Annotated in this window: 18 protein-coding genes; 14 read left to right on the top strand and 4 right to left on the bottom strand. The window is 43.3% G+C overall.

The window, feature by feature from the left end; all coding sequences use genetic code 11:
• Nucleotides 1-53: 53 nt before the first annotated feature.
• From BLR42_RS00590 to BLR42_RS00545, 10 genes are all read left to right on the top strand, one after another.
• Nucleotides 54-1,271 (top strand): ABC transporter permease, encoded by a 1,218-nt coding sequence (locus tag BLR42_RS00590; RefSeq protein ID WP_091865676.1) that lies wholly within the window; start codon nt 54-56, stop codon nt 1,269-1,271.
• Nucleotides 1,272-1,420: 149 nt separating this feature from the next.
• The gene (locus BLR42_RS00585) at nt 1,421-5,002 is read left to right on the top strand and encodes a DUF5717 family protein (protein WP_091865674.1); all 3,582 of its coding nucleotides are present in this window, start codon (nt 1,421-1,423) and stop codon (nt 5,000-5,002) included.
• 56 nt (nt 5,003-5,058) lie between these two features.
• Nucleotides 5,059-6,366, top strand: coding sequence for a DUF5716 family protein (locus tag BLR42_RS00580; protein ID WP_091865672.1), 1,308 nt, complete (start codon nt 5,059-5,061; stop codon nt 6,364-6,366).
• On the top strand, nt 6,363-7,193 hold the full coding sequence (locus BLR42_RS00575) for a hypothetical protein (RefSeq protein WP_091865670.1): 831 nt from the start codon (nt 6,363-6,365) through the stop codon (nt 7,191-7,193). The genes BLR42_RS00580 and BLR42_RS00575 overlap by 4 nt, the downstream gene beginning before the upstream one ends.
• Nucleotides 7,193-8,389, top strand: a complete 1,197-nt coding sequence (locus tag BLR42_RS00570) for an AAA family ATPase (RefSeq protein WP_091865668.1) — start codon at nt 7,193-7,195, stop codon at nt 8,387-8,389. The genes BLR42_RS00575 and BLR42_RS00570 overlap by 1 nt, the downstream gene beginning before the upstream one ends.
• A gap of 209 nt (nt 8,390-8,598) precedes the next feature.
• Complete coding sequence (gene purF, locus BLR42_RS00565) at nt 8,599-10,038, top strand: amidophosphoribosyltransferase (protein ID WP_026498484.1); 1,440 nt, start codon at nt 8,599-8,601, stop codon at nt 10,036-10,038.
• Between the two features lie 18 nt (nt 10,039-10,056).
• Nucleotides 10,057-11,490, top strand: a complete 1,434-nt coding sequence (purB, locus tag BLR42_RS00560; protein ID WP_091865665.1) for an adenylosuccinate lyase — start codon at nt 10,057-10,059, stop codon at nt 11,488-11,490.
• Between the two features lie 184 nt (nt 11,491-11,674).
• Entirely contained in the window at nt 11,675-14,491 is a 2,817-nt protein-coding gene (locus BLR42_RS00555; protein WP_091865662.1) for a glycoside hydrolase family 3 protein, read from the top strand.
• 272 nt (nt 14,492-14,763) lie between these two features.
• Nucleotides 14,764-15,396: a hypothetical protein gene (locus BLR42_RS00550; RefSeq protein WP_091865659.1), complete on the top strand. Its 633-nt coding sequence runs from the start codon at nt 14,764-14,766 to the stop codon at nt 15,394-15,396.
• A 244-nt stretch (nt 15,397-15,640) separates the two neighbouring features.
• Complete coding sequence (locus BLR42_RS00545) at nt 15,641-16,111, top strand: GAF domain-containing protein (protein ID WP_091865658.1); 471 nt, start codon at nt 15,641-15,643, stop codon at nt 16,109-16,111.
• A gap of 93 nt (nt 16,112-16,204) precedes the next feature.
• Here BLR42_RS00545 and BLR42_RS00540 read toward each other — a convergent pair whose 3' ends face one another.
• From BLR42_RS00540 to BLR42_RS00525, 4 genes are all read right to left on the bottom strand, one after another.
• Nucleotides 16,205-17,074 carry a carbohydrate ABC transporter permease gene (locus tag BLR42_RS00540; protein ID WP_091865656.1) on the bottom strand — a complete coding sequence of 290 codons (870 nt, stop codon included), beginning with the start codon at nt 17,072-17,074 and terminating at the stop codon, nt 16,205-16,207.
• The gene (locus BLR42_RS00535; RefSeq protein ID WP_091865653.1) at nt 17,074-18,126 is read right to left on the bottom strand and encodes a carbohydrate ABC transporter permease; all 1,053 of its coding nucleotides are present in this window, start codon (nt 18,124-18,126) and stop codon (nt 17,074-17,076) included. The genes BLR42_RS00540 and BLR42_RS00535 overlap by 1 nt, the downstream gene beginning before the upstream one ends.
• Before the next feature lie 108 nt (nt 18,127-18,234).
• Complete coding sequence (locus BLR42_RS00530; protein WP_091865650.1) at nt 18,235-19,590, bottom strand: ABC transporter substrate-binding protein; 1,356 nt, start codon at nt 19,588-19,590, stop codon at nt 18,235-18,237.
• Nucleotides 19,591-19,960: 370 nt separating this feature from the next.
• Entirely contained in the window at nt 19,961-20,983 is a 1,023-nt protein-coding gene (locus tag BLR42_RS00525) for a LacI family DNA-binding transcriptional regulator (protein ID WP_091865646.1), read from the bottom strand.
• Nucleotides 20,984-21,204: 221 nt separating this feature from the next.
• Here BLR42_RS00525 and BLR42_RS00520 point away from each other — a divergent pair, with 221 nt between their 5' ends.
• From BLR42_RS00520 to BLR42_RS00505, 4 genes are all read left to right on the top strand, one after another.
• On the top strand, nt 21,205-22,128 hold the full coding sequence (locus tag BLR42_RS00520) for a nucleoside/nucleotide kinase family protein (protein ID WP_026498491.1): 924 nt from the start codon (nt 21,205-21,207) through the stop codon (nt 22,126-22,128).
• Between the two features lie 62 nt (nt 22,129-22,190).
• Nucleotides 22,191-23,876, top strand: coding sequence for an alpha-amylase family protein (locus tag BLR42_RS00515; RefSeq protein ID WP_091865643.1), 1,686 nt, complete (start codon nt 22,191-22,193; stop codon nt 23,874-23,876).
• 282 nt (nt 23,877-24,158) lie between these two features.
• Nucleotides 24,159-25,373, top strand: coding sequence for an Ig-like domain-containing protein (locus BLR42_RS00510; RefSeq protein ID WP_091865640.1), 1,215 nt, complete (start codon nt 24,159-24,161; stop codon nt 25,371-25,373).
• A 191-nt stretch (nt 25,374-25,564) separates the two neighbouring features.
• Nucleotides 25,565-26,854 (top strand): adenylosuccinate synthase, encoded by a 1,290-nt coding sequence (locus BLR42_RS00505; RefSeq protein WP_022760511.1) that lies wholly within the window; start codon nt 25,565-25,567, stop codon nt 26,852-26,854.
• Nucleotides 26,855-26,856: the final 2 nt, after the last annotated feature.

Here is a 26,856-nt window from a genome sequence, read left to right as displayed (position 1 = left end):
TATGCCTTCCATTGGGGGAAGGTGTCAGCGAAGCTGACGGATGAGGGTAAGAATTGGAATACATAAAAAGCGCATTTTCGAGTATAAAACAGAATAAAGGAAGAACCTTCCTTACCATGCTTGGTATCTTTATCGGTATATCCTCTGTTATAACAATTCTTTCAATAGGTAACGGAATGAAGGTTTTTGTCAACAGCAGTCTTGATGAAATATCAAGCGGCGGAGTAACAATCAATCTTGATCCCAAGAAAACCGACAGATATCTGGAACCGGAAGATCTTGAAAGAATAAAGGATGCTGTTCCGGAGATGCAGGGAATAACATTGACCATCAGCTCGAGCGGAACCTATAACGATGGCAAGGATGACAGGCAACTTGGAATTACCGGCGGAACTGCGGATATTTCGCATGAAGAGACGAAAGGAATGCATGCCGGAAGATTCTTTAGGGATGACGAGGCGGAAGCCGGAACGGCAGTATGCGTAATTTCTCAGCAGGATGCGCTCCTTTTGTTCAGAACGGATGATGTTGTTGATAAGACATTTACGGTCGACATCGGGTCCAAGAGTGTTGACCTGATGATAGTCGGCGTTGCAAAGAGCAGTGATGAAGATATTGAATCTGCAAAGGAAGCTATAAAGAAAAAAGAAGAGGCATATTATTACTGTTCAATTTATGTGCCGTATGCTCTTTTGACCGGAAGATTCGGGCTTGCGGGGGATAAGATTACAAGCTTTAAAATTTATACCAATCCGGGTATGGCGGACGAGACAGCCCTTAAAGTAAAAAGTGTAACCGAGAACATGCTGGAGCTTCGAGGCGAAGGTGCAGTCCAGATTCAGTCCTTTGCGAGTATTGCAGGAGCATATACCAGTATTCTTGATGTCGTGACACTTGTAGTTGCTCTCATTGCTGCAATTTCGCTCGTAGTCGGCGGAATTGGTGTTATGAATATCATGACGGTTACGGTTACAGAGAGAACCAGAGAAATCGGAATCAGGAAATCTCTCGGAGCCAGAACCTCATACATTTTGATACAGTTCCTGACAGAGTCTGCAATTATCACACTTATAGGTGGTATGATCGGAATGCTTATGGGCTTTCTGTTTACAAAAATTGCGGAGAATTTCATGTCGTTCCCGCCTGCAATCAGTCCGATGAACGTCCTTATGGTTGTTGCGATTTCGATAGCCGATGGACTGTTCTTTGGAATTTATCCTGCGAGAAGAGCGGCGAAGATGGATCCTATTGAAGCGCTGAGGCAGGAGTGATATACACAATATAACGCACAAATATACGCATTAAAACGTCCGAAATGTTTTCGTAAATTAAGTCATCCATACATTTATTTGTATGGGTGGCTTTGTGTTTTTTGTGCTATAATAATTTGGAATATGTTTTCTTTCGGGGAATTCTTTACGTGAATAGTGTAATTGACCGCTTATTAAATGGACAATTTGATAATATAGAAAGAACGCTCAGCTTCTCGCTTCCGCGCCTGGAATTAAATATTAAACCGGGGGAGGTTTGTGAAGGGAGCTTCATTATCTATGGACCTAAGGACAAGGTTGTGCAGGGGCTCATCTCTACTTCTGAGCTCCGTATGCAGGTTCTGACAGCTGATTTTTCCGGCTATGAATATGAGGTGGGATTTAGGTTTGATGGCACGGGTCTTAGCGCCGGTGATGTCATCAAGGGTGAGTTCTCAGTCATATCCAATCAGGGAGAATATCAGCTTCCTTTTGTTGTGAACGTGGAGATTAGTCACGTGATGTCCAGTATGGGACCGATTCGCAACATGTTTCACTTTGTAAATCTTGCAAAAACCGATTGGGATGAAGCGAAAAAACTCTTTTATTCCGACGAATTTATCGATGTTTTTCAGGAGAATGAGAGCGGCTTTGAAAGCCTGTACAGAGGGCTTTCTTCAGTCCCCATGTCCGAAGCGAACATGGAGGAGTTTCTTATTTCCATAAAAAAGAAACAGCCGATAAGCTATATTCCCGACAGGACTGAGATTGTAATAGATAATCCGACAGCTGTTTCGGAGCATACCGTGATGCTTTCCAGGAACGGATGGGGGTATACGCGTGTTGAAGTTGAATTTGACGGAGATTTCCTTTCAACGGATTCTCTTGACCTTACCGACAGCGATTTTATCGGAAATAACTGCTTTTTTAAATTTCGTGTGGATGCAAGTCTCTTGCATGAGGGCAATAACTTTGGATTGATAACCTTCAGAACTCCTTATATGGAGGTTAAGATTCCTGTTACCGCCAAGGTGAATCTCGGATTAGAACACCTTTCATCTATACAGATGGAGAAGAAAAAGCTCATAGTGGAACTTGTTAAGCTCTATGAAGATTTCAGATTTAAGAAAATAGGTTCTAGGGACTGGCTTTCGGAGAGCGGAAAACTTGTTAACAGAATGAACGCAGTGGATGCCAAGGATCCTGCCTTCAGATTATATACAGCTCAGTATCTCATCACAGCATCGAGAGTGAGCGAGGGTAAATGGATACTCGACCAGATGAAGCCGGTTCTGGAGGAGGAGTATCCGGACGACGATACCCTTTACTGTTATTATCTATATCTCACTACTCTTGTTGAGAGAGATGAGTATGCGACCAACGAAGTATCCAGAATGATGGAAGGTATATTCTCCAGAAATTCAGATAGCTGGAGAATCGCATGGCTTCTTTTATATATTTCGGAGGAGTATGCTAACAGCCCCACCAGCAGATGGGTGCTGATGGAACAGCAATTCCAGGACGGCTGCAGAAGTCCAATTATTTTCATAGAGGCACTTAACCTTATGTTTGAGTCGCCGACACTTCTTACCAAGGCCTCGGAGTTTGAACTTCAGACTCTTGCTTATGGAGTGAAAAAGGGTGTTCTTCAGCAGAATCTGATAGACCAGATAGTTTATATAGGATCCAGAGAGCGCAGCTACAATGAGAAGCTGTGCAAGATTCTCATGGCATGCTATCAGACTAATCCTGATAAGATTACGCTGGAAGCTATATGTTCGCTTTTGATAAAGGGAAACAGAACCGATCCCGAATCCTTCGAGTGGTATGCCCTTGGAGTTGAGGAGGAACTGCATATCACAAGGCTTTATGAGTACTATATGGCTGCCATTTATCTCGATGAGGATGGAATGCTTCCCTGCGAGATATCCAAGATGGTGCTCATGTTCTTTTCCTATCAGAGCAATCTTGATTATGAAAAAAATGCGATACTCTACAGGTATCTTCACGAACACAGAGACGAGTATCCTGATATCTACGATTCCTACAGGCTTCAGATTGAGAAGTATCTCGTAGAGCAGGTGGACAATGGTAGGATTAACAAGGATCTCGGTTATCTATATAAAAATCTGCTCACCAGGCAGATGGTTGATGCCAGCAATGCCGACAAGGTTTTAAGGATTTTATACAGCAATGAGATAAGGACTGACAATAAGCGCATGACCAAGGTGATTGTTGTCTACGACAAGCTGGAAAAAGAGGTGGAGTATCTGCTTGCGGGCGGAGTTGCCTATGTTCCTTTGTATGGCAGCGATTACTCAGTTTTCCTTGCGGATGCCGATGACAACAGGTTTGCAGAGGGCATACCATTTATAAATTCAAAGCTTATGCTGGTGGGACAGCTTGCATCCTATGCAACGCCTTATATCCAGAAGGGATCTGAGAGCGTGGAGCTTTTCCTTTGTGATATTGAGAAAAATTCTTATACCATCACGATGGAAAATGTCGGAAGGTTCAGGGAGCTTGCCAGTGATCCCAAGATCAGGTCCATTTGCAGAAAGCATATAAGAGAGAGCCTTATAAGGTTCTATTATGAAAATAACTTTGAGCGTCAGCTTGCAGAGTACATGGATGAGGTTACTATGGAGGATCTCGGAACCGCTGACAGAAGTACGATGTTCGAGCTTATGGTTATGTCCGGCAACTATGATAAGGCGTATAAGCTTGTTCACAGGTTTGGCACGCACAAGCTGGATCCCAGAATTGTTATGCGACTTTTCGGCAGACTTATGGATAATGAGTCGCTCGAGAATACTGAGGATAATGCCAAGATTGCCTGGTATGCATTCTCTCACGCGAAGTATGATGAGCAGCTTCTGACTTTCCTTGCGGCAAACTATAGCGGAACCGTCAAGGAGATGAGAGACCTTTGGAAAACTGCGAACAATCTAAGTGTGGATGTATTTGAACTGTCTAAGAGAATCCTTACTCAGATTCTTTACACCGGAGCACATATCGGTGATAAGATTGCTCTTTTCAGAAGCTATGTGGAAAAGAGCGGCGGCGGAGATGAGCTTGAGAGAGCTTTTCTAGCAAAATCGGCCAACGATTACTTCGTGGATAACATGGTTACAGACAGCTATGTCTTCGAGAGAATTGCCACACTTTCAAAGGAGGGTGCAGAACTTCTTGATGTGTGCAGAATGGCATATCTTAGGAGCTTTACAGAGGCTAACCACGAAGGACTTAAGCCTGACAAGGATATTGTGAAGGACTTCTTAAAGAGGCTTCTGGATCAGAATGTGTACTTTTCATTTTTCATGTACTACCAGAACGAGCTTCCGCAGATGGGACAGTTCTGCGATAAGTCAATAATTGAGTACAGAACCACACCGGGGACCAAGTGCATCGTTCACTACATCTCCAGTGAGGATGAGAATGAGGAGTACAAGACCGCGCCCATGCAGGAGATGTACAGAGGTATCTATGACGCCTCATTTATACTCTTCTTTGGTGAGCAGATTCAGTATTACATCACCGAGGAGAACTACAACGGCCGCGGTGAGAAACTGACGGAGAGCGGAGCTATCTCCAAGAACGATATTGTTCAGGAAACCATAGTCGGCCGCTACTCGATAATAAACGATATTATGATCGGCAAGACGCTTCAGGATTACGATACTGTGGACAGACTTCTTTCCGAGTATTACAGAAAGCGTTTCATGACAAACAAATTATTTAGGATGTTATAAAGCCTTCCCCCCCCATGTGGGGGAAGGTGTCAGCGTAGCTGACGGATGAGGGCACAATGCAATTTTTCAAAGAATCAAAAAACGCAAGAAGATATGTACTTGGTTATGATCTGGGAGAGGATGTCTCGCAGATTAGTTTTCTTGCGTCTGATTCCGACCTTCCGGAGACACTCTCAACCCTGGCAGGCGCAGAGGCTTACAACATCCCAACTGTTTTATGTAAACGAAAGGATGTTAACCAGTGGTTTTACGGTAAGGAGGCCATCGCTAAGATTGAAGCCGGGGAGGGCGTCAGAGTTGACGGCCTTATTGAGGCTGCCAGATCCGGAAAGCGTGTAAATGTAGACGGAACAGGCTATGATCCCGTTTCGCTTCTGACTCTTTTTGTAAAAAGAACCCTTTCACTGCTATCGATGGAACTGTCAATGGACATGGTAGATGCCATTGCATTTACGACAAGGACCATGGACAGCAGAATGATAGAGGTTTTATCTGAGGTTACGGGAGCACTTTCGCTTCCTGTTAAGAATATCTTTTATCAGAGCTATGAGGACAGCCTTTATCACTACATGCTTTATCAGCCTGATGATCTTCTGTCTCATGCGGTTATCGCCTGCGATTACAGCTTCGGCGAGATGACTGTCTATGACATGAAGCTCAACCATAGAACAAAGCCCATTGTTGTGACCATAGATAAAACAACTTACGGCGGGATGGTGCTTTCGCAGGGGAGATTCTCTGAGAATGCGAAGGAGCGCGAGGAGCAGGTAGTAAGGCTTGACCAGAAATTTTTGGAGTTTGCGGAAAAGACCATGGAGGGCAGAATTGTCAGCTCCGTATTTTTGCTGGGCGACGGCTTCAGGGATCAGTGGATGCAGAAATCTCTGGAGTTTTTATGCAGAACAAGGCGTGTATTCCAGGGAAACAATCTCTTCAGCAAGGGTGCAAGCATTGCGGCCAGAGAGAAAGTTGGCCCCAGCGAGCGCATGGAAAAATATGTGCTCCTTGACGGCGGAAAACTAAAATCAAATATCGGTCTTCTTGTTAAGAAGCAGGGTAAGGAGGCCTATCATGCCCTTCTTGATGCCGGTGAAAACTGGTATGACATCGGTACAAGCCTTGATCTTATTTTGGAAGATGAGAATTTTATAGATATTATTATTACGTCACTCACCGCAGGTGAAAAGCATGTACATACTATTGAACTTAATGACCTTCCGGAGCGTCCTCCGAGAACCACGAGACTTCGCATGAAAGTCTCTATGAGGGCTGCGGACAAGGTTATAATACATATCGAGGACATGGGCTTTGGAGAGCTCTTTGAGAACTCCGGCTTGTCATGGAGCGAGGAGATTTCGGTATGAGAGGACTTATTCTTTGTACCGGAAGGTACGCTTTAAAACCCTATTATCTTGAGAAAATCGGCAGACGTATTTATTCAATAGAAGAGCTCTGCTACTGTATAACTCAGAACGCATTTCTTATCGATGTGGATTCTTTTGAAATGAGTCTTGTAGACTGGATAGGAAATGAACTTGGTCTTGAAAAGCTTGCCGATGAGCTGAGACACATGATAGTTCACAAGTGTTCTGCTGTTTCCCTTGCTGGAATGATCCTTGATTATGTCGGATATTCCACGAAGGAAGAAATCGACAGCACAGAGGAGACACTCAGAAGTAATGCGGACATGGATATCTATGAAAAACGCATGTCCAGGGCTGAGTTTTTGATGAAGCAGGGGCATATCACTCAGGCTTTCAGTGAATATGACTATCTTTTGAAGCATATGCCGGAAATGGATAAAAATATAAAATCCAAGATAGAGCACAATCAGGGTGTCATGTATGCACATCTTTTTATGTATGATATGGCTGCGGAGTTTTTCCATAAGGCATGGGAGGACGGCGGAGCAGACGAGTCCTATCTCGGTTATCTTGCAGCAAAGCGCATGATGATGGATGAGAAAGAATATGTTTCCTTTGTGAGTTCGCATAAGGAGGCACACAATCTTTCCTTAAAGCTGGAACAGCGCATGGACGAGGCCAATGATCTGTATGATGCCAGCACTGCAAATATCAAGGTCAGAAGTCTGGAACTGTACCGCTCCGGTGCTAAGATGAGCGAGTACTACGAAGCGGTGGAGAGAATTACTAAGGATATGAAGGAAGAATATCGGGGATTGGTTGAATAATGGGGTTCTTTGATTTTTTCAAGAAAAAAGATACATATCGAATAGAACGTCATCAGCAAAACGAACTGGAAAACTGGAATGATATCGTCTATACAAGAAAAAATATAGACATGGACGACCCTGAACAGAGGCATGAGTACATCGAAAACTGTCTTCAGCAGATGGCTGAGGCCAGCAGGGAGATGGATAACCTTCAGTTCGAATACCGCGTAGTTACCTCACATTTGCGGGACATGGAAGAAATCGATGCACTTCCGCCAGAGCAGCGCGCTGAGGTTAATCAGTGTGCCCAGCGTATTCTCGATAGTGAAGAACAGCAGAAAACTTTCAACAGACGTAAGAGCAGAATGACCGATCAGGAATTCGAGAAGATGGAGCGCCTTCATAATCAGGTCAAGAAGAGTGCCGAAACTCTAAAGGAGACGGAGGAACACCAGAAAAAGGTCAAAAATGACCTTAGAAGGCTGGACGGCGAGAGGCAGGCTTACGATTTCAGACGTGCCGAGATTGAGGTGTCCCTGGACAACATGCAGAGGCTTATGCTTGTGGTCGCTGTGGCGCTTGGAGTTATCACGGTTGCTCTTGCCATCTTGTCTCTGGCACTTAAGCTTAACGTTATTTATGGCTATATGGTGGCGATAACTGTAGCAGCCCTGGCTTTCCTTTTTCTCAATCAGAAGATTCATGAGGCGAGAAGAGAAAAGAAGGTAATCCTTAATTCCATCGCACGTCTTATTCAGTTGCAGAATACAGTTAAGATCCGCTATGTAAATAACAGGAATCTTATAGATTACGAGTGCTTAAAGTATGGTATCAGCAGTTCCAAGGAACTGCTTCAGATGTACAATAAGTACCTTATGGAAAAAAATGAGCGCGAGCGCTATGCCATTGCAGAAAAGCAGCTGGATACCAATCAGAAGGCGCTTGTATTTGCACTACGTAAGTACAGGATTAAGGATCCCGAGATCTGGATTCACCAGGCGATTGCTCTCATAAATCACAACGAGGAGGTCGAAATCCGCCACGAGCTTGTGCAGCAGAGGCAATCTCTTCGTAAGCAGATGGACTATAACCGAGATGTTGTGGCAGGCAATGCCAAAAATGAGATTGAAGAGCTCGTACGCCAATATCCTGTCTATCGCCAGGAAATCCTCGACATGGTCGACCGCTTCGAACAAAGATATCCCGGAGCATAAAATTCCGGGCCGTAGACAGTGCGGGTATCATAAATTTGCGTTTTCGTCTGCGGAGTGATTTGCTAAAACTCAAAAAGAATTTATACCTCATTTCACGTTGTTCAAAGAAATCGGTATAAATTCTTTTTTCATTTTTTATTGCTAATAAATAGGAGATAATGTACTATGTTTTGTGTTGGGTATGGAAAGATTTATTTGTAGGTAATTCAATGGCAAAATATTTTAACAATGAACACGATAAGATAGGTGAGGAGTGCGGTGTCTTCGGAATCTATGATTTCGATGGCGGGGATGTTGCACCCTCGATTTATTACGGACTGTTGTCCCTGCAACATCGAGGGCAGGAGAGCTGCGGTATTGCTGTCAGCGAAACAATGGGTCCGAAAGGAAAAGTAACAAGTCATAAGGACATGGGACTGGTAAATGAAGCGTTTAACCATGAGATCATTTCAGGGATGCATGGTGACATAGGTGTAGGGCATGTGAGATATTCAACTGCCGGCAGCAGCACCAGAGAAAACGCTCAGCCCCTTGTCCTTAATTACGTTAAGGGGACACTTGCGATGGCGCACAACGGTAATCTTGTAAATGCGCCGGAGCTTCGAGAGGAACTTGCGTATACCGGTGCGATTTTCCAGACTACGATAGATTCAGAGGTTATCGCATATCATATTGCAAGAGAAAGGCTTAATACTCCCAATGTTGAGGGTGCTGTTGCCAACGCGATGAAGAAGATCAAGGGTGCGTATTCCCTGGTTATCATGTCGCCCAGGAAGCTCATCGGAGCAAGGGATCCCAATGGCTTCAGACCGCTTGTAATTGGTAAGAGAGATAACAGCTATATTCTTGCATCCGAGACCTGCGCGCTTGATACAATCGGCGCAGAGTTCATCAGAAATGTTGAGCCGGGAGAGATAGTGACCATCTCTCCGGAGAAGGGTATTGAATCCAATCTTCAGATGACCAACAGCGTTAAGCATGGCCATTGCATATTCGAATATATTTATTTTGCGAGACCGGACAGCGTGCTTGACGGAGTGAGTGTCTATGAATCCAGAATAAAAGCAGGGCGCTTTTTGGCAATGGATTCACCGGTGGAAGCGGATGTGGTTGTCGGTGTTCCGGAATCAGGTAACTGCGCTGCACTTGGATATTCAATGGAGTCCGGTATCCCTTACGGACAGGCCTTTGTGAAGAACCAGTATATCGGCAGAACCTTCATAAAGCCGGGGCAGAAGAGCCGTGAGAGCAGTGTTCAGGTAAAACTGAATGCCCTTAAAAACGCCGTCGAGGGAAAACGAGTTATAATGATAGACGATTCAATCGTTCGCGGTACCACTTCGGACAGGATTGTAAGAATGCTCAGGGATGCAGGAGCTACCGAGGTCCATATGAGAGTATCATCGCCGCCGTTTTTGTGGCCCTGCTACTTCGGAACCGACGTACCTGCAAGAGAACAGCTGATCGCCTATAACCGCAGCATCGATGAGATATGTAAGATTATCGGAGCTGATTCTCTTGGTTATTTGAGAGAGGAACGACTCAGTGAACTGGTAAATAACAAGTTTGATATATGTAAGGGGTGCTTTACCGGAGATTACCCCATTGCTCCGCCGGATGAAGATATCAGGGGAGACTTCGAAGCGTAAATCATTTAGGAGGATAATATGAGTACAGACAGATACAGTAGCCCGCTTTCAGAGCGTTATGCAAGTAAGGAAATGCAGTACATCTTTTCACAGGACATGAAATTCAAGACCTGGAGAAAGCTCTGGATCGCACTTGCGGAAATTGAAAAGGAACTCGGACTTAACATCACACAGGAACAGATTGATGAGCTTAAGTCACACCAGGAGGACATCAACTATGAAGTTGCCATTGCCCGTGAGAAGGAAGTTCGCCACGACGTAATGAGCCATGTATATGCGTACGGCCAGCAGTGTCCCAAGGCTGCAGGAATCATTCACCTCGGCGCTACAAGCTGCTATGTCGGAGACAACACAGACATCATTATCATGACCGAGGCACTTAAGCTTGTTCGCAGAAAGCTCCTCAATGTTATCAGCTGCCTTGCAAAGTTCGCTGATGAGTACAAGGATCTGCCGACACTCGGATTCACACATTTTCAGCCGGCACAGCCTACAACAGTAGGTAAAAGAGCATCACTCTGGCTTCAGGACTTCACTATCGATCTTGAGGACATTGATTATGTTCTTGATAATATGAAACTTCTTGGTTCAAAGGGAACTACCGGAACACAGGCATCTTTCCTTGAACTTTTTGACGGAGACCTTACAAAGGTTGATAAGCTTGATCCCATGCTCGCTGACAAGATGGGCTTCAAGGGTTGTATGGCGGTTTCAGGTCAGACCTACAGTCGTAAGATCGACATGAAGGTTGTTAATGTCCTTGCGGGAATCGCGTCATCTGCTACAAAGATGGCTCAGGATATCAGACTTCTTCAGCATCTTAAGGAAGTTGAGGAGCCCCATGAGGCTAAACAGATTGGCTCTTCAGCTATGGCTTATAAGAGAAATCCCATGAGAAGTGAGAGAATCTGTTCACTTTCAAGATACGTAATTGTTGATACATTGAATCCTGCTATTACAGAGATTTCACAGTGGTTCGAGAGAACACTTGATGATTCTGCAAACAAGAGACTTTCAATTCCCGAGGGCTTCCTTGCAATTGATGGTATTCTTGATCTTTGCATGAATGTAACAGACGGTCTTGTTGTATATCCCAAGGTTATCGAGAAGCGCCTCATGTCAGAGCTTCCTTTCATGGCTACCGAGAATATAATGATGGATGCCGTAAAGCTTGGCGGAAACAGACAGGAGCTTCATGAGAAAATAAGAGAGCTTTCCATGATCGCAGGAGACCACGTAAAGAAGGACGGACTCGACAACGATCTTCTTGATATGATCGTAAAGGATCCCGCTTTCCATATGACAGAGGATAAGATCAAGGAGTGCATGGATCCTAAGAAATACACAGGCTGCAGTGCACATCAGGTTGAGAGATTCTTAAGCAAGGTTGTGAATCCCATTCTCGAAGCCAACAAGGATGAGCTTGGCCTCTCCGCTGAAATAAACGTATAAGAGCCGTTCTGCCCGGCCCAGCGCGAGAGAGCAGAACTTCTATTTGAAAAAATACATAAAAAGACAAATATAACTACTTCATTTTCTTGTTTTTATGTTGCATAATTATGATATGCAAAAATCAGTATCCCGCATTGTTGTTTATAATGCGGTGTATGAATACAGGAAAATGAGGTAGTTTTTTATGGGAAAAACATGGGATATAAAACAGTTTGCAAAAACTGCGCGCGCAGCTGCAGCAGAGGGTATTGTCCTTTTGAAAAATGATAAAAATGCTCTTCCGCTGGAGAAGGGGGCAAAGATCGCTGTTTTCGGAAGAAGCCAGATGAATTACTACAAGAGTGGAACCGGTTCGGGCGGCATGGTTAACGTTGACTATGTTGTCGGAATCTATGAGGCTCTGGCCGCTTCAAAGAAAATCAAAGTAAACAAGGATGTACGCAAAGCCTATGAGGCATTCGTAAAAGAGAATCCTTTTGATGCCGGCATAGGATGGGCAGGAGAGCCCTGGTTTCAGAAGGAGATGCCTCTTGAGGATGCGCTTTTAAAGAGAGCGTCAGCTGAATCCGATGCTGCGGTTTTTATAATCGGAAGAACCGCCGGAGAGGATCAGGACAATAAAAATGAGCAGGGAAGCTATCTTCTTACTGATGAGGAGAAGGCTGCCCTGAAGAAGGTCTGCAAGGCCTTTAGGCGCACTATCGTGCTTTTGAATGTCGGAAATATCATCGATATGAAGTGGGTAAAAGAGATTAACCCCGAGGCCGTTCTCTACGTATGGCAGGGCGGTCAGGAGGGCGGAAATGCCGTTCTGGATGTGCTCACGGGGGATGTGAACCCTTCAGGAAAACTGTCCGATACAATTGCTTATAATATCGAGGATTATGCTTCCACAGCGAATTTCGGCTCAGAGAAGAGAAACTTCCAGTCTGAGGATATTTACGTAGGATATCGCTATTTTGAGACCTTTGCAAAGGACAAGGTAATGTATCCTTTTGGATTTGGATTGTCATATACGACTTTTGATATAGCTTTAGGCGAGTTTGATTACGACGCGACAGAAGGCGCCTCACTGGATGTTCTTGTTACCAATACAGGTAACAGGGCAGGAAAAGAGGTTGTTCAGGTTTATGTTGAGGCTCCGCAGGGTGTTCTTGGCAAACCTTCCAGAGCACTTGTAGCCTTTGCAAAGACAGACGTCCTTAAACCCGGTCAGATGCAGAGCATGGAGTTTGATATTCCCAAGTACTGGATGAGTTCCTATGATGACGGCGGGGCTACAAAAAATAAGTCATCCTATGTCATGGAGGCCGGAACCTACAGAATCTATGCAGGTAGTGATGTCAGAAGCGCAGAAGCAGCAGGTGAATTTGAGCTTAAGAAGCTCGAAGTAATCTGTAAGTGCGAGGAGAGCTACGCCCCGGTTAAAGAATTTGAGAGATTGAAGCCTTGTGCCGGTGGAAAGGGTGGCAATAGCTACACTGCAAAATATGAGAAAGCACCTATTAGGACCCTTGATCCTAATAAAAAGAGAAAAGACAGACTTCCGAAAGCACTTCCTTATTCAGGTGACAAAGGCTTTAAGCTTAAGGACGTGGAAGAGAAGAATGTTTCCATTGAGGGTTTCATAGCCCAGCTTTCCGATAAGGACCTCATTGCTATGATGCGCGGCGAGGGAATGTGTTCTCCCAAGGTAACTGCGGGAATAGCAGGTGCTTACGGCGGAGTGACAGACAGACTCTCAGATTTTGGTATTCCTGTCGGAGGCTGCTCCGATGGACCCAGCGGTATACGTATGGACTGCGGAACTCATGCATTTTCACTTCCGAACGGAACCTGCCTTGCATGTACTTTTGATGAAGAATTAAATGAAAAGCTCTTTAACTGGGAGGCACTTGACCTTAGGAGAAACAGAATCGATGCACTTCTCGGCCCCGGTATGAACATTCACAGAAATCCTTTGAACGGTCGAAACTTCGAGTATTTTTCAGAGGATCCGATACTCACTGGTAAGCTTGTATCAGCTCAGCTCCGTGGTCTTCATAAATATGATGTAACAGGTGTAATTAAGCATTTTGCGGGTAATACACAGGAATACAAGAGACATTTTGTTGACAACGTCGTATCGGAGAGGGCACTTCGCGAAATCTATCTTAAAGGCTTTGAAATTGCTGTAAGAGAGGGAAAAGCCCGTGCACTTATGAGTACCTACGGCCCCTTAAACGGTATCTGGACCGCCAGCAGCTATGACCTTCTTACTTCAATTTTGAGAGAAGAGTGGGGATTTGATGGCATCGTCATGACCGACTGGTGGGCAATGGGTAACGACGAGGCCGGTGCTGCAGGAAGCTACCAGAATGTATCCGCTCAGGTTCGTGCCCAGAATGATCTGAACATGGTAAATACCAGCGCAGAGGATAATTCGAATAAGGATGACCTTGACGTGGCCCTTGCAGAGGGAAGACTTACCCGTGCAGAGCTTGTAAGAAGTGCAATAAATATCTGCAAATTCCTGCTGAAAACTCCTGCATACAGACATTTGCTCGGAGAGGAATCAGTACTGGATAAGGAACTTGCAGCTGCGATTTCGGCAGAGGATGCTGTTCTCCAGGATATAATAAAGCTCAAGTTTGATGGCGATGAGCTTGACCTTGATGCTTCCAGGATAAAGGTTGGAAAGGGAGAGACAACTACTTATGTTATTACCAGTCCCAGAAAGTGTCTCACTGATTTAGAGCTTGTTATCAGAGCTAATAATCAGCCTGATGTAGCCCAGCTACCGTTCTCTGTATTCCAGGATAAGATGCTGGTAAAATCAGTTACTCTGACCGGAATGGATAAGGAATGGCAGACCATTAAAATCGGCCTTGGCCCTGCGATGATTGGAAATTTCTACCTTAAGCTCTATTTTGCACAGGGCGGACTTGAAATCAAGTCAGCTAAAATTATTTTCACAAAAGATATAGAGAGTATGTTCAGACATGATCCGGCACTGCTTTGATAAACACGCATAATAATGTGCATAAATACCCTATAAGCTCTTTGAGCTATAGGGTACTTTTTTGTTATTTTTGGTTTTTAAAAAGGGGTTTCGACTTAAGAATATATTATAATTTCGTTATTTTTAAGGAACTATAAATCAATTCTAAAATGTTGGTTAAGTTATCGGGTTAAACGTTTACTTCTCAATATAGAAGTGCTAATAATATAGCTGTGGGGGAAAAGCAAAGAAAAAAGATATGTGATGGTTTTTGTGAAAGGAGAATTTGTCTTATGGGTAATACTTTCAAAAGAATTATGTCAACTATGTTGGCAGTCACATTGGCTGCAACACTTTGCTTTATAGCAATACCTACTCGTGCACAGGCTGCTGTTAAGACAGTCAAAGTTACTTTGACTAAGGACGGCAACGGTGGAGCAGGCATCACTCTTAAGCCTGGTGCAAAGGCTCAGATTATTGTTAAGAAGGCAACAGGAAATGTAACTTATAAGACTAACAACAAAGCAGTTGTTTCAGTAACAAAGGATGGAGTAATCCAGACTAAGAAGGTTGGAAGCGCTGAGATTAAGGTTAAGGATAAGAAGGGCTATTCAGCAACTGTTTGTGTAGACGTTGCAAAGGGAAGCTATCTTGCACGCAGCGGAAAGGGCTCTGACGAAAAGGGCAAGGTTTATAAGATTTGGCTCAGCAAGCCCGCAGTAACACTTGACCTCGGCGAGGGATATTCTGTATGGGCATACACAATTGAAGAAGGCAAGACCGGTAGTGTACAGTTCCAGAGTGAGGACTGGGGAATTGCTGCAGTTGATGATCATGGTAACATCAGAGCTCAGGGACATGGCTCAACACGTATCTACGCTCACAAGGGAGGCAGAACAGCAGCTATCATGGTTAATGTAAACTGATATTTGCAGAATACGATCGTTTTATATAACAGGAGACCATTAGTAGGATAGTTTGAAAAAAGTTTCATCACAAACTGAATAAAGTACAAAACGTTGTTAAAACGTTATATGCACGTACCGGACTAGTCTATAGGGCAGTTCGGTACGTGATTTTTTGTGTATTGTTTCATGATTTTGTCATTTGTGATATGATACTGACATTGATTAGATTGTACAAAATAGAAAATTCCGGAGGAATAGATAAATGGCATTATCAAATTATGTAGAAGCAGTAATAGAAGAAAAGGACTGGTACATCACAAATCTTTCTAATGTGGCTGCCTGCCTGTGGCAGCAGATCCCTGATGTAAGCTGGGTGGGATTCTATTTAATGACTGATAAGGGTAACGATAAAGAACTTATCCTTGGACCCTTCCAGGGAAAAGTAGCATGCACTCATATCGCGCTTGGACGCGGTGTCTGCGGCGTTTCCGCTTCTGAAAACAAAACGCTCATCGTCCCTGATGTATCACAATTTTCCGGCTACATTGCCTGCGACAGTGAGGCACGCTCTGAAATCGTTATCCCCCTCAGAAACAAAGACGGGGTAGTCATCGGAGTCCTCGACATCGACAGCAACACAGAAGGCCGCTTCTCTGAAGCCAATGAAGAATCTGCAGACCTTGAAAAATGTGCGGAACTGATATCAAATATTATCCCTAAAACAATAAATTGATATATACCCCTAATTTAAGGCCGTCGCTTTATCAATAAAATACCCCATGGCAGAGGTGAACTGCCATGGGGTAAAAGAATGGAATGGGTTTTATTAGCCTTTTACTGCACCTTCGATCATACCTTCCATAATCTGCTTCTGAGCGATCAGGAAAAGAATAATCATGGGCAGGATAGCAAGAAGTGCAGCTGCCAGAATCAGGTTCCATTGCTTAACGTAGGAACCGACAAAGGCCTGAACTGCTACAGGAAGAGTCTTTACGGGACCGTTCTGACCAAGCATCATTGAAGGCAGAAGATAATCGTTCCAGATCCACATACCATTAAGAATGGTTACTGTTGTAATAACAGGTGTGAGGAGCGGGAAAATTACCTTGAAAAATACCTGCTCGGGTGAGCATCCGTCAATAGATGCTGCTTCTTCAAGATCATAAGGAATTCCCTTAATAAATCCTACAAGAATGAATACTGTCATTGCGCCGCCGAATCCAAGGTATGCGAAAACAATACCGGGAACTGACTTAAGCATCGGGATACCAATGAACTTTCCGACATCTCTGAAAGTAGAGATAAGAGGAAGCATAACTACCTGGAAAGGAATGATCATTGATGCGATGAATGTGAAGTAAATCACATTTGACCATACAGTCTTATTACGGCAGATAACCCATGCTGCCATTGCTCCGAACAGAGCGAGCAGTGCAAGGGAAAGAACAGTAATAAGTGCTGAAAATCCAAAGGTCTGCCAGAATGTGAAACTGGAGTTGTTTATAACATCATTAAGATTTCTAACAAGCTTTGCAAAAGATGCTCCATTCAGTCCGATGGGATTTGCTGTAATCTCATTGGAATCCTTGAATGAGTTGATAACTACAAGGAAGAAAGGGAACAGCACATAAGCTGCAATTATAATTGCAATAATGAAACGGATAATAACGTTTGAAGTCTTTTCCTTGGTATGCATTATAATTCCACCTCCTTCTTGTTAGATATGCGAACCTGAAGTATTGAAACGCAAGCCAGTATGATGAAGAACAATACGGCTTTTGCCTGGCCGAGTGCGTAATTGTTCTTTATAACAGCTGTGTTATAGATGTTAAGAGCGAGCATCTCGGTTCCGTTTGTCAGGTACTGTCCGAAAATATCTACAGATCCTTTACCATTAGTAAGTGCAAGGTTTACATCGAACTGCTTGAAAGCACTTGTAAGGGTAAGGAACGTACAAATCGTGATTGTGGGAGCGATCATGGGAATCTTTATCTCGAAAAGAGTCTGCATGGGATTAGCTCCGTCAATGGCAGATGCTTCAAGCACATCCCCGGGTATGGTATTAAGACCTGTGATGTAGATGAGCATTATATAACCGGCGTACTGCCAGATGTATACGATGATTACCGCGAGGAAAGCAGTGCCTGTATCGGCAATCATTGAATACTGTGTATTGAAAAGCTTTGTTACAACATTACTGAAAATGAACTGCCATATATAGCCAAGTACGATACCACCGATAAGGTTAGGTAAGAAGTAAGCTGCTCTGAAAAATCCAAGGCCCTTGATTTTTGATGTGCAAAGAAGGGCAAGAAGGAAAGCAACCAGGTTAACCATTATCATGTTACATACAACAAACAAGAATGTTAAAAATATAGACCAGAGGAAACTGGGCTGTGAAAACATACTTGTGTAATTTGCGAGTCCAACGGAATTCCTAACCCTGATACCATCCCAATCGGTAAATGAATATCCGATACCGAGGAAAAGAGGAATGATAACTGTTACCAAAAAGGCAAACAGAAGAGGGAATAAGAAAAGTATATTTATAATTGTGCGATGATATTTGAGTGTCGGGAAAAAGTATAAACCTAAAACTATTCCAATAATACCAATGATGAGTGTGGCACCACGGAATGAAGCCTGGGACTTCGTGAAGTCAAGCATAAGAGACCAAATCAGAAGACCAAGACCTGCTATCAGACAAATGAAAGAAAATACTCCTTTTGAGGTAGAAGGTGTTTTCATAGTGGAAGCTCCTTTGTTCCGGGATAATGGGGTGACGATGTTTCAGTGGTTTAGATAAATCGGGCAGAGCATTTGCTCTGCCCGAGAACTAACAATTTTTAACTTTGATTATTCAGCGTAGTAACTCTTGATTACTGCAGAAATCTTAGATACGAACTCGTCAGCATCTGCGATTGATCCCTTAGCATAATCAGCAAATACCTGACATGTCTCGTTCTGAAGCCCATCCTTCTTAAGCATTGTGTGCCATCCGCTGTAGTTGCCAGCATCGATGTAGCTCTTCATGCTCTTGTAGAAAGGATTTGTAGCTTCAAACTCGCAATCATCGAAAGGAGATACAAGACCAGCCTTGTTTACAAGGATATCCTGTGCAGAAGAACCTGCGCACCAGTTGAAGAATGCCTTAGCTGCATCTACGTTGCCGTCCTTGTAAGCTACCCAGTATGACGGAGGTCCAGCGATGATTGTGTTGATACCATCCTCAAATGCATAAGGAGCGAAACCAACTTCAAAGCTTACATCATCAGGAGATGTTACACACCAGTTACCCTGTGTGATGAATGCGAACTTGCCTTCCTTAAATCCGGCAACCTGCTCATCATATGTTCCGTCAACAAGAAGGTGATCCTTATCAGCATACTCGTTCATCATTCCAACGAACTCAGCGAAATCCTTCATTCTTGCTTCATCAATTGTACCGCCATCGTTAAGCATGTCGATGTACTTTGTGTCATCAGCCTTAAGACCAGCATCAAGGTACTGACCAAATACGTGTGTACCTGAAGACCATCCAAGGTTTGTGGGCTCTGCGCACCATGCAAATACTGCTGTAAGACCAAGCTCATCCTTCTTAGCGTCGATCTTCTCGCAAGCTTCTTTCCAAGCAGCGGGGCTTGTAAGAGAAGAAGGATCAACGTCACACTGTGAAAGGATGTCAGCGTTGTAACCAAGAGCAGTAGCCTCTACTGTATAAGGGAATCCGATTGTGCCCATGTTAGCATCAACGAGCTCGAATCCTGTCTTATCTGTCCATTCCTCACCTGCAAGATCAGCAAGCATGCCGTCCCATGTAGCAGCCTGGTTAGCTTCGATTACGAAGATGTCAGGCATGTTGTCGCCCTGGTACATTTTCTTAAGCTCATCACCTGCGCTTGTGTCACCACCGATTGTCTCGATAGCAACTTCGTTACCTGTTTCAGACTTGTAAAGCTCAGCGAGCTCTTTGAGCTGATCGTTGATCTCGGGCTTACCGTTAAGAAGACGGATAGCTCCTGCAGAAGCTGTAGAGTCCGAAGCTGTAGAGTCCGAAGCTGTATCAGCAGCCTCTGTTGTGTCAGCGGCTGTCTCTGTAGACTCAGCTGTATCAGCAGATGTGTCGGCACCTGAACCTGAGTTGCCGCCGCAAGCTGTCATGCTAAGAACCATTGTTCCAGCCAGAAGAATAGATAATACTTTCTTTTTCATGTTACCCTCCTTAATTGTGCACTTTGCCAATCAGATGTGTTGATTGGCGGTTACTTTTGCGCATAAGTTTTATGCTTAGACTAAAATATCACGATAATAATCAAAATGCAAGTAAAAAAATTCTAAAGTCTCCAGATTTTGCAACACCTTACGCGTAAAAGCTGACTACGACTGGCTTTATATAAATTATTAAATTTTTAAAAAAATAATAAAAATCCTGTTTATAATTTGTCGGCACTTTGCTCAATCGTTTTCGTAGTAAGCCCTGTTTTTGTTGTGTAACATGTACACTTTTTGGGACAAAAAAAGAAACCGAGAGGTTAACACCTTCACCGGTTTCTTTGATTTATATCGAATTTGGAAACTAAGTTTATTCGACAGGCTCTATTTTTTTAACAGTATCTCTTATTATAAGTTTTGTCGGTAATTGTATCTGGTTAGGAGTCTTTTCACCTCGAATTCTCTTAAGAAGTGTCTCGGTGGCAGTTATTCCCTTTAGCTTCACATCCTGATGAACAGTGGTTATGGCAGGGCGATGGAACTGTGCAAACAGAGTATCATCGAAACCGGCAACTGAGATATCATCGGGAACTCTTATGCCGCGATCCTCAAGAGCGGAGAGCAGCTGAACCGCATATAAATCGGATACACACATGATGGCGTCGAATTCGGGAGCTCTTTTACAGATTTCCTCAAGTGATTCCTCTATTTCATCACTTCTCGGCCTTATTTTAAGGAACCAGTCCTCTTCATAATGAATACCATTTCCCTCAAGAGCATATTTGTAACCTGAGAAGCGCTCATAGTCTACGCCGTTCATATTATCTGAAAGAAATGCTATTTTCTTATGGCCAAGCTTGATCATATAGTTAACCATGTCAAAGCATCCCTGTCTGTCATTAAGACCAACGTTAATAAAGTGCTTTAGTCCCTCTATACTATAGGTATCAATGCAGACGATAGGCTTTTTATAGCGTTCGCTGACGCGGATACCGTCGTTATCAATCATTCCGAAGAGCAGTAGACCATCAACGTTCCAGGTGGAAACATGTCTCATGATCTCGGTAGTATCACTTGAGATGTAGAGCATCATGAAGTAGCCGGCATTTCGTATCGATTCCTCAATACCACCTATAAGTTCGGATACAAAAGGATCCATTAGAAGATTCTCATACTTGTCGGCTCTTGCCTTGAGCGCCACGCCTATAATCTTTGACTCGTTCTGAGCAAGATTGCGTGCGTTGATGTTAGGCACGTAGTCAACTTTTTTCAAATAATCTTCTACAATTTTAATTGTAGCCGGAGATACTTCACCTGTTTTTCCGTGTATAACGTTGGAAACAGTGGTCGTACTCATATTTAGTTGCTTAGCGATTTCCTTAATTGTAATCATAAAAAATCCATTAACTAAAAAAATTAACTTTACAAAAGTTCAAAAATGATTATAGTGTAAAAATAACACAGCGAAAATGCGCTGTCAAAAATCTCGAAATGCACATAAATATAGAAACTTTTGCGTTAAAGTTAAAAACACCCCAAAATTATTTTTGAAAGGAAGTAGAAATGAACACTGTTTACGGCAAAATTAGTCCTATGAATGCAATAACCGCAGACATGACCTCCACACTCGGAGGAAAGGATATACAGATTCCTTCGGATATACCGCATGGAGACATGCCCGGAGATAAGATAGAGATCGGCGAAAGTCACATCGCCAAGGCAAAGACAATATTCCCCAGACTTTTGGAGGAGCTTACAAAGGTAACAGCAGCTAATCCTTACGGAAGAGCGGTTATTACCGTATGCGGAGGATCAGGTGTAGGAAAGTCGGAGATTGCTTCACTTCTTTCTTATATGCTTGAAGAGTCCGGTATCGGAAGCTACACAATGTCAGGAGACAACTATCCTCATCGCATTCCTATGTATAATGATGCGGAGAGACTTCACACATTCAGACAGTGCGCTATCCGTGGAATGGTAGACGGCGGTGCGATGAACGCAGAGAACTTAAAGAAGGTTCAGGAGTGGCAGGAACAGGGCGATGATGCCAATGCAGAACATGCAAAGGAGAATCCCTGGTTTTCATCATATCTTGAAGCAGGTAAAAAGGGCCTTTCCGAATACCTCGGGACTCCCGCAGAAACTGATTTTGCTGAAGTAGACAGTATTCTTGCCGCATTTAAAGATGGTGCGGACAAGCTCTGGCTCAAGAGAATGGGCAGAGATGAATGCACACTCTGGTACGACGAAGTTGATATGTCAAAGAAGCAGGTTCTTATCATAGAGTGGACTCACGGCAATACTGACTGCATGAAAGAGGTTGATATCCCGATTCTTCTTAACAGCACACCTCAGGAGACTCTTGAGCACAGAAGAAGCCGTGCACGTGACGGCAAAGTAGACAGTCCGTTTACAATGATGGTTCTTGAACTTGAGCAGAACAAGCTTATGGCACAGGCTCACAAGGCTAAGATAATTGTCAGCAAGCAGGGTGAAATTATAAGCTACGATGATTATAAGAAATTGATGGGTATCTGAAAACCTCATCCGCCCTTCGGGCACCTTCTCCAGTGGGGAAGGCAAAAAAGAAAGGAAACACAATGAGTAAATTTGTAGATAACGGACCTATGCTGAATGCTTACCCCGACAGCTGCGGTGGTACACTCGGCGATATTGTAACCTTCCTTGAGAAGGATGAACTTAAGGATACCTTCAGTTCATTCTATATCCTTCCGAGCATTTACAATACTGATCTGGACAGGGGCTTTTCCGTAATTGATTATGGTATTAATGAGGAGCTTGGCTCAAAGGCTGATTTGGACAGACTCCGCGCCCTTGGAATTGACCTTAAGCTTGATTTCATCTTAAATCATGCATCAGTTCTTTCACCGCAGTTCCAGGATCTTCTGAAAAACGGTGAGAAATCAAAATATGCAGACTTTTTCATAAATTGGAACAAATTCTGGGATGGCTGCGGAGAGATGACCGAGGACGGTTATATCCAGCCTGATGAGAAGTACATAAAGGACATGTTTTTCAGAAAGCCCGGACTTCCGATCCTTATGGTAAGAATGCCTGACGGAAAGGAGATACCTTACTGGAACACCTTCTATCAGGAGGTTCAGTACAGAAGACCGGATGCTCAGGACATTATTAATGCAGTAGAGGAATTTAACGGACAGGGATCCGAGAGAATTCAGTATATGACTGCAGAGAATATTGCGAAGTGTGTCTGCGAGGGTCTTGATGAGGGGAAAAAGCCGGAGGAAATAGATTTCGGTAAATATGCAAAATATCGCGAGGCAATTCTTGAATTCCTTGCAAACGGAAGAAAATATCTCGGACAGATGGATTTGAATATCAAATCAGATCTTGTCTGGGAGCACTATGAGAATACACTTAAGGCGCTTTCAGGATATGGAGCTGCCATCGTTAGACTTGATGCTTTTGCTTATGCTCCTAAGGAGCCTGGTAAGAAGAATTTCCTTAACGAGCCTGATACCTGGGATGTTCTTGAGAAGGTAAGGACTATTGCAGATAAGAACAGCTTGAGACTCCTTCCTGAGATTCACGACAGCTATGGTGCCGGCATCTATGAGAAGGTTGCAGGCAAGGGCTATATGACCTATGATTTCTTCCTTCCTGGACTTCTTATCTATGCGATGGAGCAGAAAAACGGTGAAGCCCTTGCATGCTGGGCTAAGGAACTTGTGGATAAGAAAATCCGCGTGGTAAATATGCTTGGATGCCACGATGGCATACCGGTTCTTGATCTGAAGGGCCTTATTCCCGATGAGGAAATCGAGAAGCTGATAGAGACTATTGTCGGAAGAGGCGGACTTGTTAAGAATCTTCACGGACAGAAGAATATGTACTATCAGGTAAATTCAACTTATTACAGCGCTCTTGGTGCTGATGATAAGAAGATGCTCTTTGCGAGAGCGGTTCAGATGTTCATGCCGGGCAAGCCTCAGGTATGGTATCTCGATCTTTTTGCGGGAGAGAACGACTACGCTGCAGTAGAACGAGCTGGCGCGGGCGGACACAAGGAGATTAACCGCACAAATCTTTCAAATGAGGAGATGCTGAAAAAGCTTAGTAAACCGGTTGTGCAGAAGCAGCTTGAACTTTTGAGACTTCGTAATACCGATCCGGCATTCGGTTTTGATGCAAAGCTTGATCTCAAGCAGGATGGTTCGGTTCTTACCTTTACATGGGAGAATAACGGAAACAAGATCTCGCTTAAGGCTGATTTTGCATCTTATGATTATGAAATAATAAAGTAAAATTTCATAAATATTACATGAAGGTGTTTCTTTAGGAGAACCGGGCATTTTGGCCCGGTTCTCTTTTTTTATCTACCTATTTCATTACAATTTTTATTTCTCTTTATTAATCGTAACAAAAAAATAATAGTGTACTCTAAAAGAATTCACCCCGGGTTTATATATTGATAATTTTTCTATCAATAATATTTATATGTTATCAGTACAATATAGATAACGAATATGATTTCCCGCAAAAGCGTGAAAAGGCGCAGTCTTTACGGGGGAGGAACGGGGGTAACAATGAGAAAATTTATGTTTAAGCAGCTAAAAACAGCATTGGTGCTTCTGTGTGCCATGCTTATTTTTTTACAGATGATTCCGTGTGCAAAACCGGTGAAAGTATATGCTGCTGAAGAAGAGGAAGAGGAATGCGAAGTTGAGGAAATAGAGCAAGGTGAAGAAGATGATGTTGAAGAAGATGAAGAAGACGACGATGATGGCGAGGAAATTAGTGAGGTAGAAAAGAAATTTGAAGGAGAAAATGCCAAAAAGCAGGAAAGCCAGCAGAATAAGACTACCGGGAAGCAGGAAAACTCTCAGAAACAGGCAGAATCCGGAAAGCAGGAACAGGTAAAAAAGCAGGAAGAAAGAAAAAGTCAGGAAGAGACAAAAAAGCAGGAGGGACAATCTGAAACCGTATTAAAGCAGGCGCCTAAGGGCAGGCAAAAAAAGCTTACGGTTGAATTACCCGCAGAAAAGCCAAGATATTATGATAAGGTGGCAATCGGTGAAGAGATAAAGATTGTTGTTAAATCTAAGGGAAAAAAGATAAACAATAAATATTTGAAGTTTAGTTCCAATAAGAAGTCGGTTGCATCAGTAAACAATGCCGGAATAATCACAGCTAATAAGTACGGTACGGCAAACGTTAAGGTTGTTTACAAAACAAAAAAGAAAAAATCTTATAAGTGCAATATATATGTCACTGTAGCAAAGAGTACTGTGCGGACACTTTATGTAGGTGATTCCAGAAGCGTTGACCTGTTCTCGGCAACGGCTGAATCGGTGTTTGGCGAGGTTCATAACGATATAGTTGTCTGTGCTTTGAATGGCGCAAATGTGAGATTCCTTGGAGAAGTACTTGATCATTCGGATCTTAGCGACTACGACATGATAATAACCTGGATGGGAGCAAATGATTTCGGTCATTTTAAGCCTTATATAGTTAAATACAACGGGCTTGTTTCGAAAGGGAAAAAGCTGGTGGTTTGTTCTGTTGGAATGACAAGGGACGCATTTCTTGATGAGGGCGGACAGCCGCTTTTCAACACCGGAGTTATAAACAGGTTTAATATCCAGCTGATGGACTGGGCAGGAAAAAAGAAAAAGGTAAAGACCGTATCAATGAACGACTACATCGCAAATAAGGTATCTATTGATTCGAAAGACGGGGTGCATTATTCACCAAAGCCCAATAAAGGACTGTGGAACTATATTCTTGATAAGGCGGAATGAACCTTTTTATACATAATTAAATGTAAATTCAAGTCAGCAGATCGAAACAGGCGGTTTTGTATCTGCTGATTTTTTTATTCATAATATGAAATCCATTTTGCAAAATAATTTACTTATGGAGGATTCTGTAGTATATTATCATGTGGTTATTTTAGTAAACTAAACCGTGTAACACAGAATGGAGAAATAAAATGGTTAAAGCAGTAGTTGGAGCAAACTGGGGAGACGAAGGAAAAGGTAAGATCACAGATATGATGGCCGATCAGGCTGATGTGGTTGTACGTTTTCAGGGAGGCGCGAACGCAGGACATACCATTGTTAATAAGTATGGTAAGTTTGCACTGCATACTCTTCCTTCAGGTGTATTCCACCAAAATATAACAAATATCATCGGCAACGGTGTGGCACTTAATATTCCGGTACTCATCGGAGAGCTTAATTCAGTAATTGAGAAAAATGTGCCGACTCCGAATCTTCTTATTTCAGATCGTTGTCAGATAGTTATGCCTTATCACATTCTTTTCGATCAGTATGAAGAGGAGAGACTTGGCGGTAAGTCTTTTGGATCAACAAAGTCAGGTATCGCACCTTTCTATTCAGATAAATATGCAAAGATCGGTTTCCAGGTTAATGAACTTTTTGATGAGGAGCTTTTAAAGGAGAAGGTAGAGAGAGTTCTTGTTACAAAGAACATCCTTCTTAAGGAGCTTTATCACAAGCCGGAGATCAGTCCTGCAGAGCTTCTTGATACTCTTCATGAGTGGAGAGACATGGTTAAGCCCTATGTTGCAGACACTGCGTTGTTCCTTGAGAAAGCAATTAAGGAAAATAAGACAGTTCTTCTTGAGGGCCAGCTTGGAACTATGAAGGATCCTGACCACGGAATCTATCCTATGGTTACTTCTTCTTCAACATTGGCTGCATACGGAGCAATCGGAGCAGGTATCGCACCTTATGAGATTAAGCAGATTGTAGTAGTTAACAAGGCTTATTCTTCTGCTGTAGGAGCAGGTGCTTTCACATCAGAGATTTTTGGCGAAGAAGCTGATGAACTCAGAAGACGCGGTGGTGACGGCGGTGAGTACGGTGCAACTACAGGACGTCCTCGTCGTATGGGATGGTATGACTGCGTTGCAAGTAAGTACGGCTGCAGACTTCAGGGTGCAACCGACGTTGCTTTCACTGTTCTTGACGTACTTGGCTATCTCGATGAGATACCTGTATGTGTTGGTTATGAGATTGATGGTGAGGTTACCAAGGACTTCCCTGTAACACATCTACTTGAGAAGGCTAAGCCCGTATACGAGACACTTCCCGGATGGAAGAGCGATATCCGTGGCATAAAGAAGTATGAAGATCTTCCGGAGAACTGCCGTAAGTACATCGAGTTCATCGAGAAGGAGATAGGATATCCGATCACCATGGTATCTAATGGACCTGCCAGAGAAGATATCATCTATCGCGAGAGCCCGATTAAATAATT

Source organism: Butyrivibrio sp. INlla16 (genome assembly GCF_900104155.1).
GTDB lineage: Bacteria > Bacillota > Clostridia > Lachnospirales > Lachnospiraceae > Butyrivibrio.
Note: the sequence above shows the minus strand (reverse complement) of the source record. Positions and strands in the feature narration are given on the sequence as shown.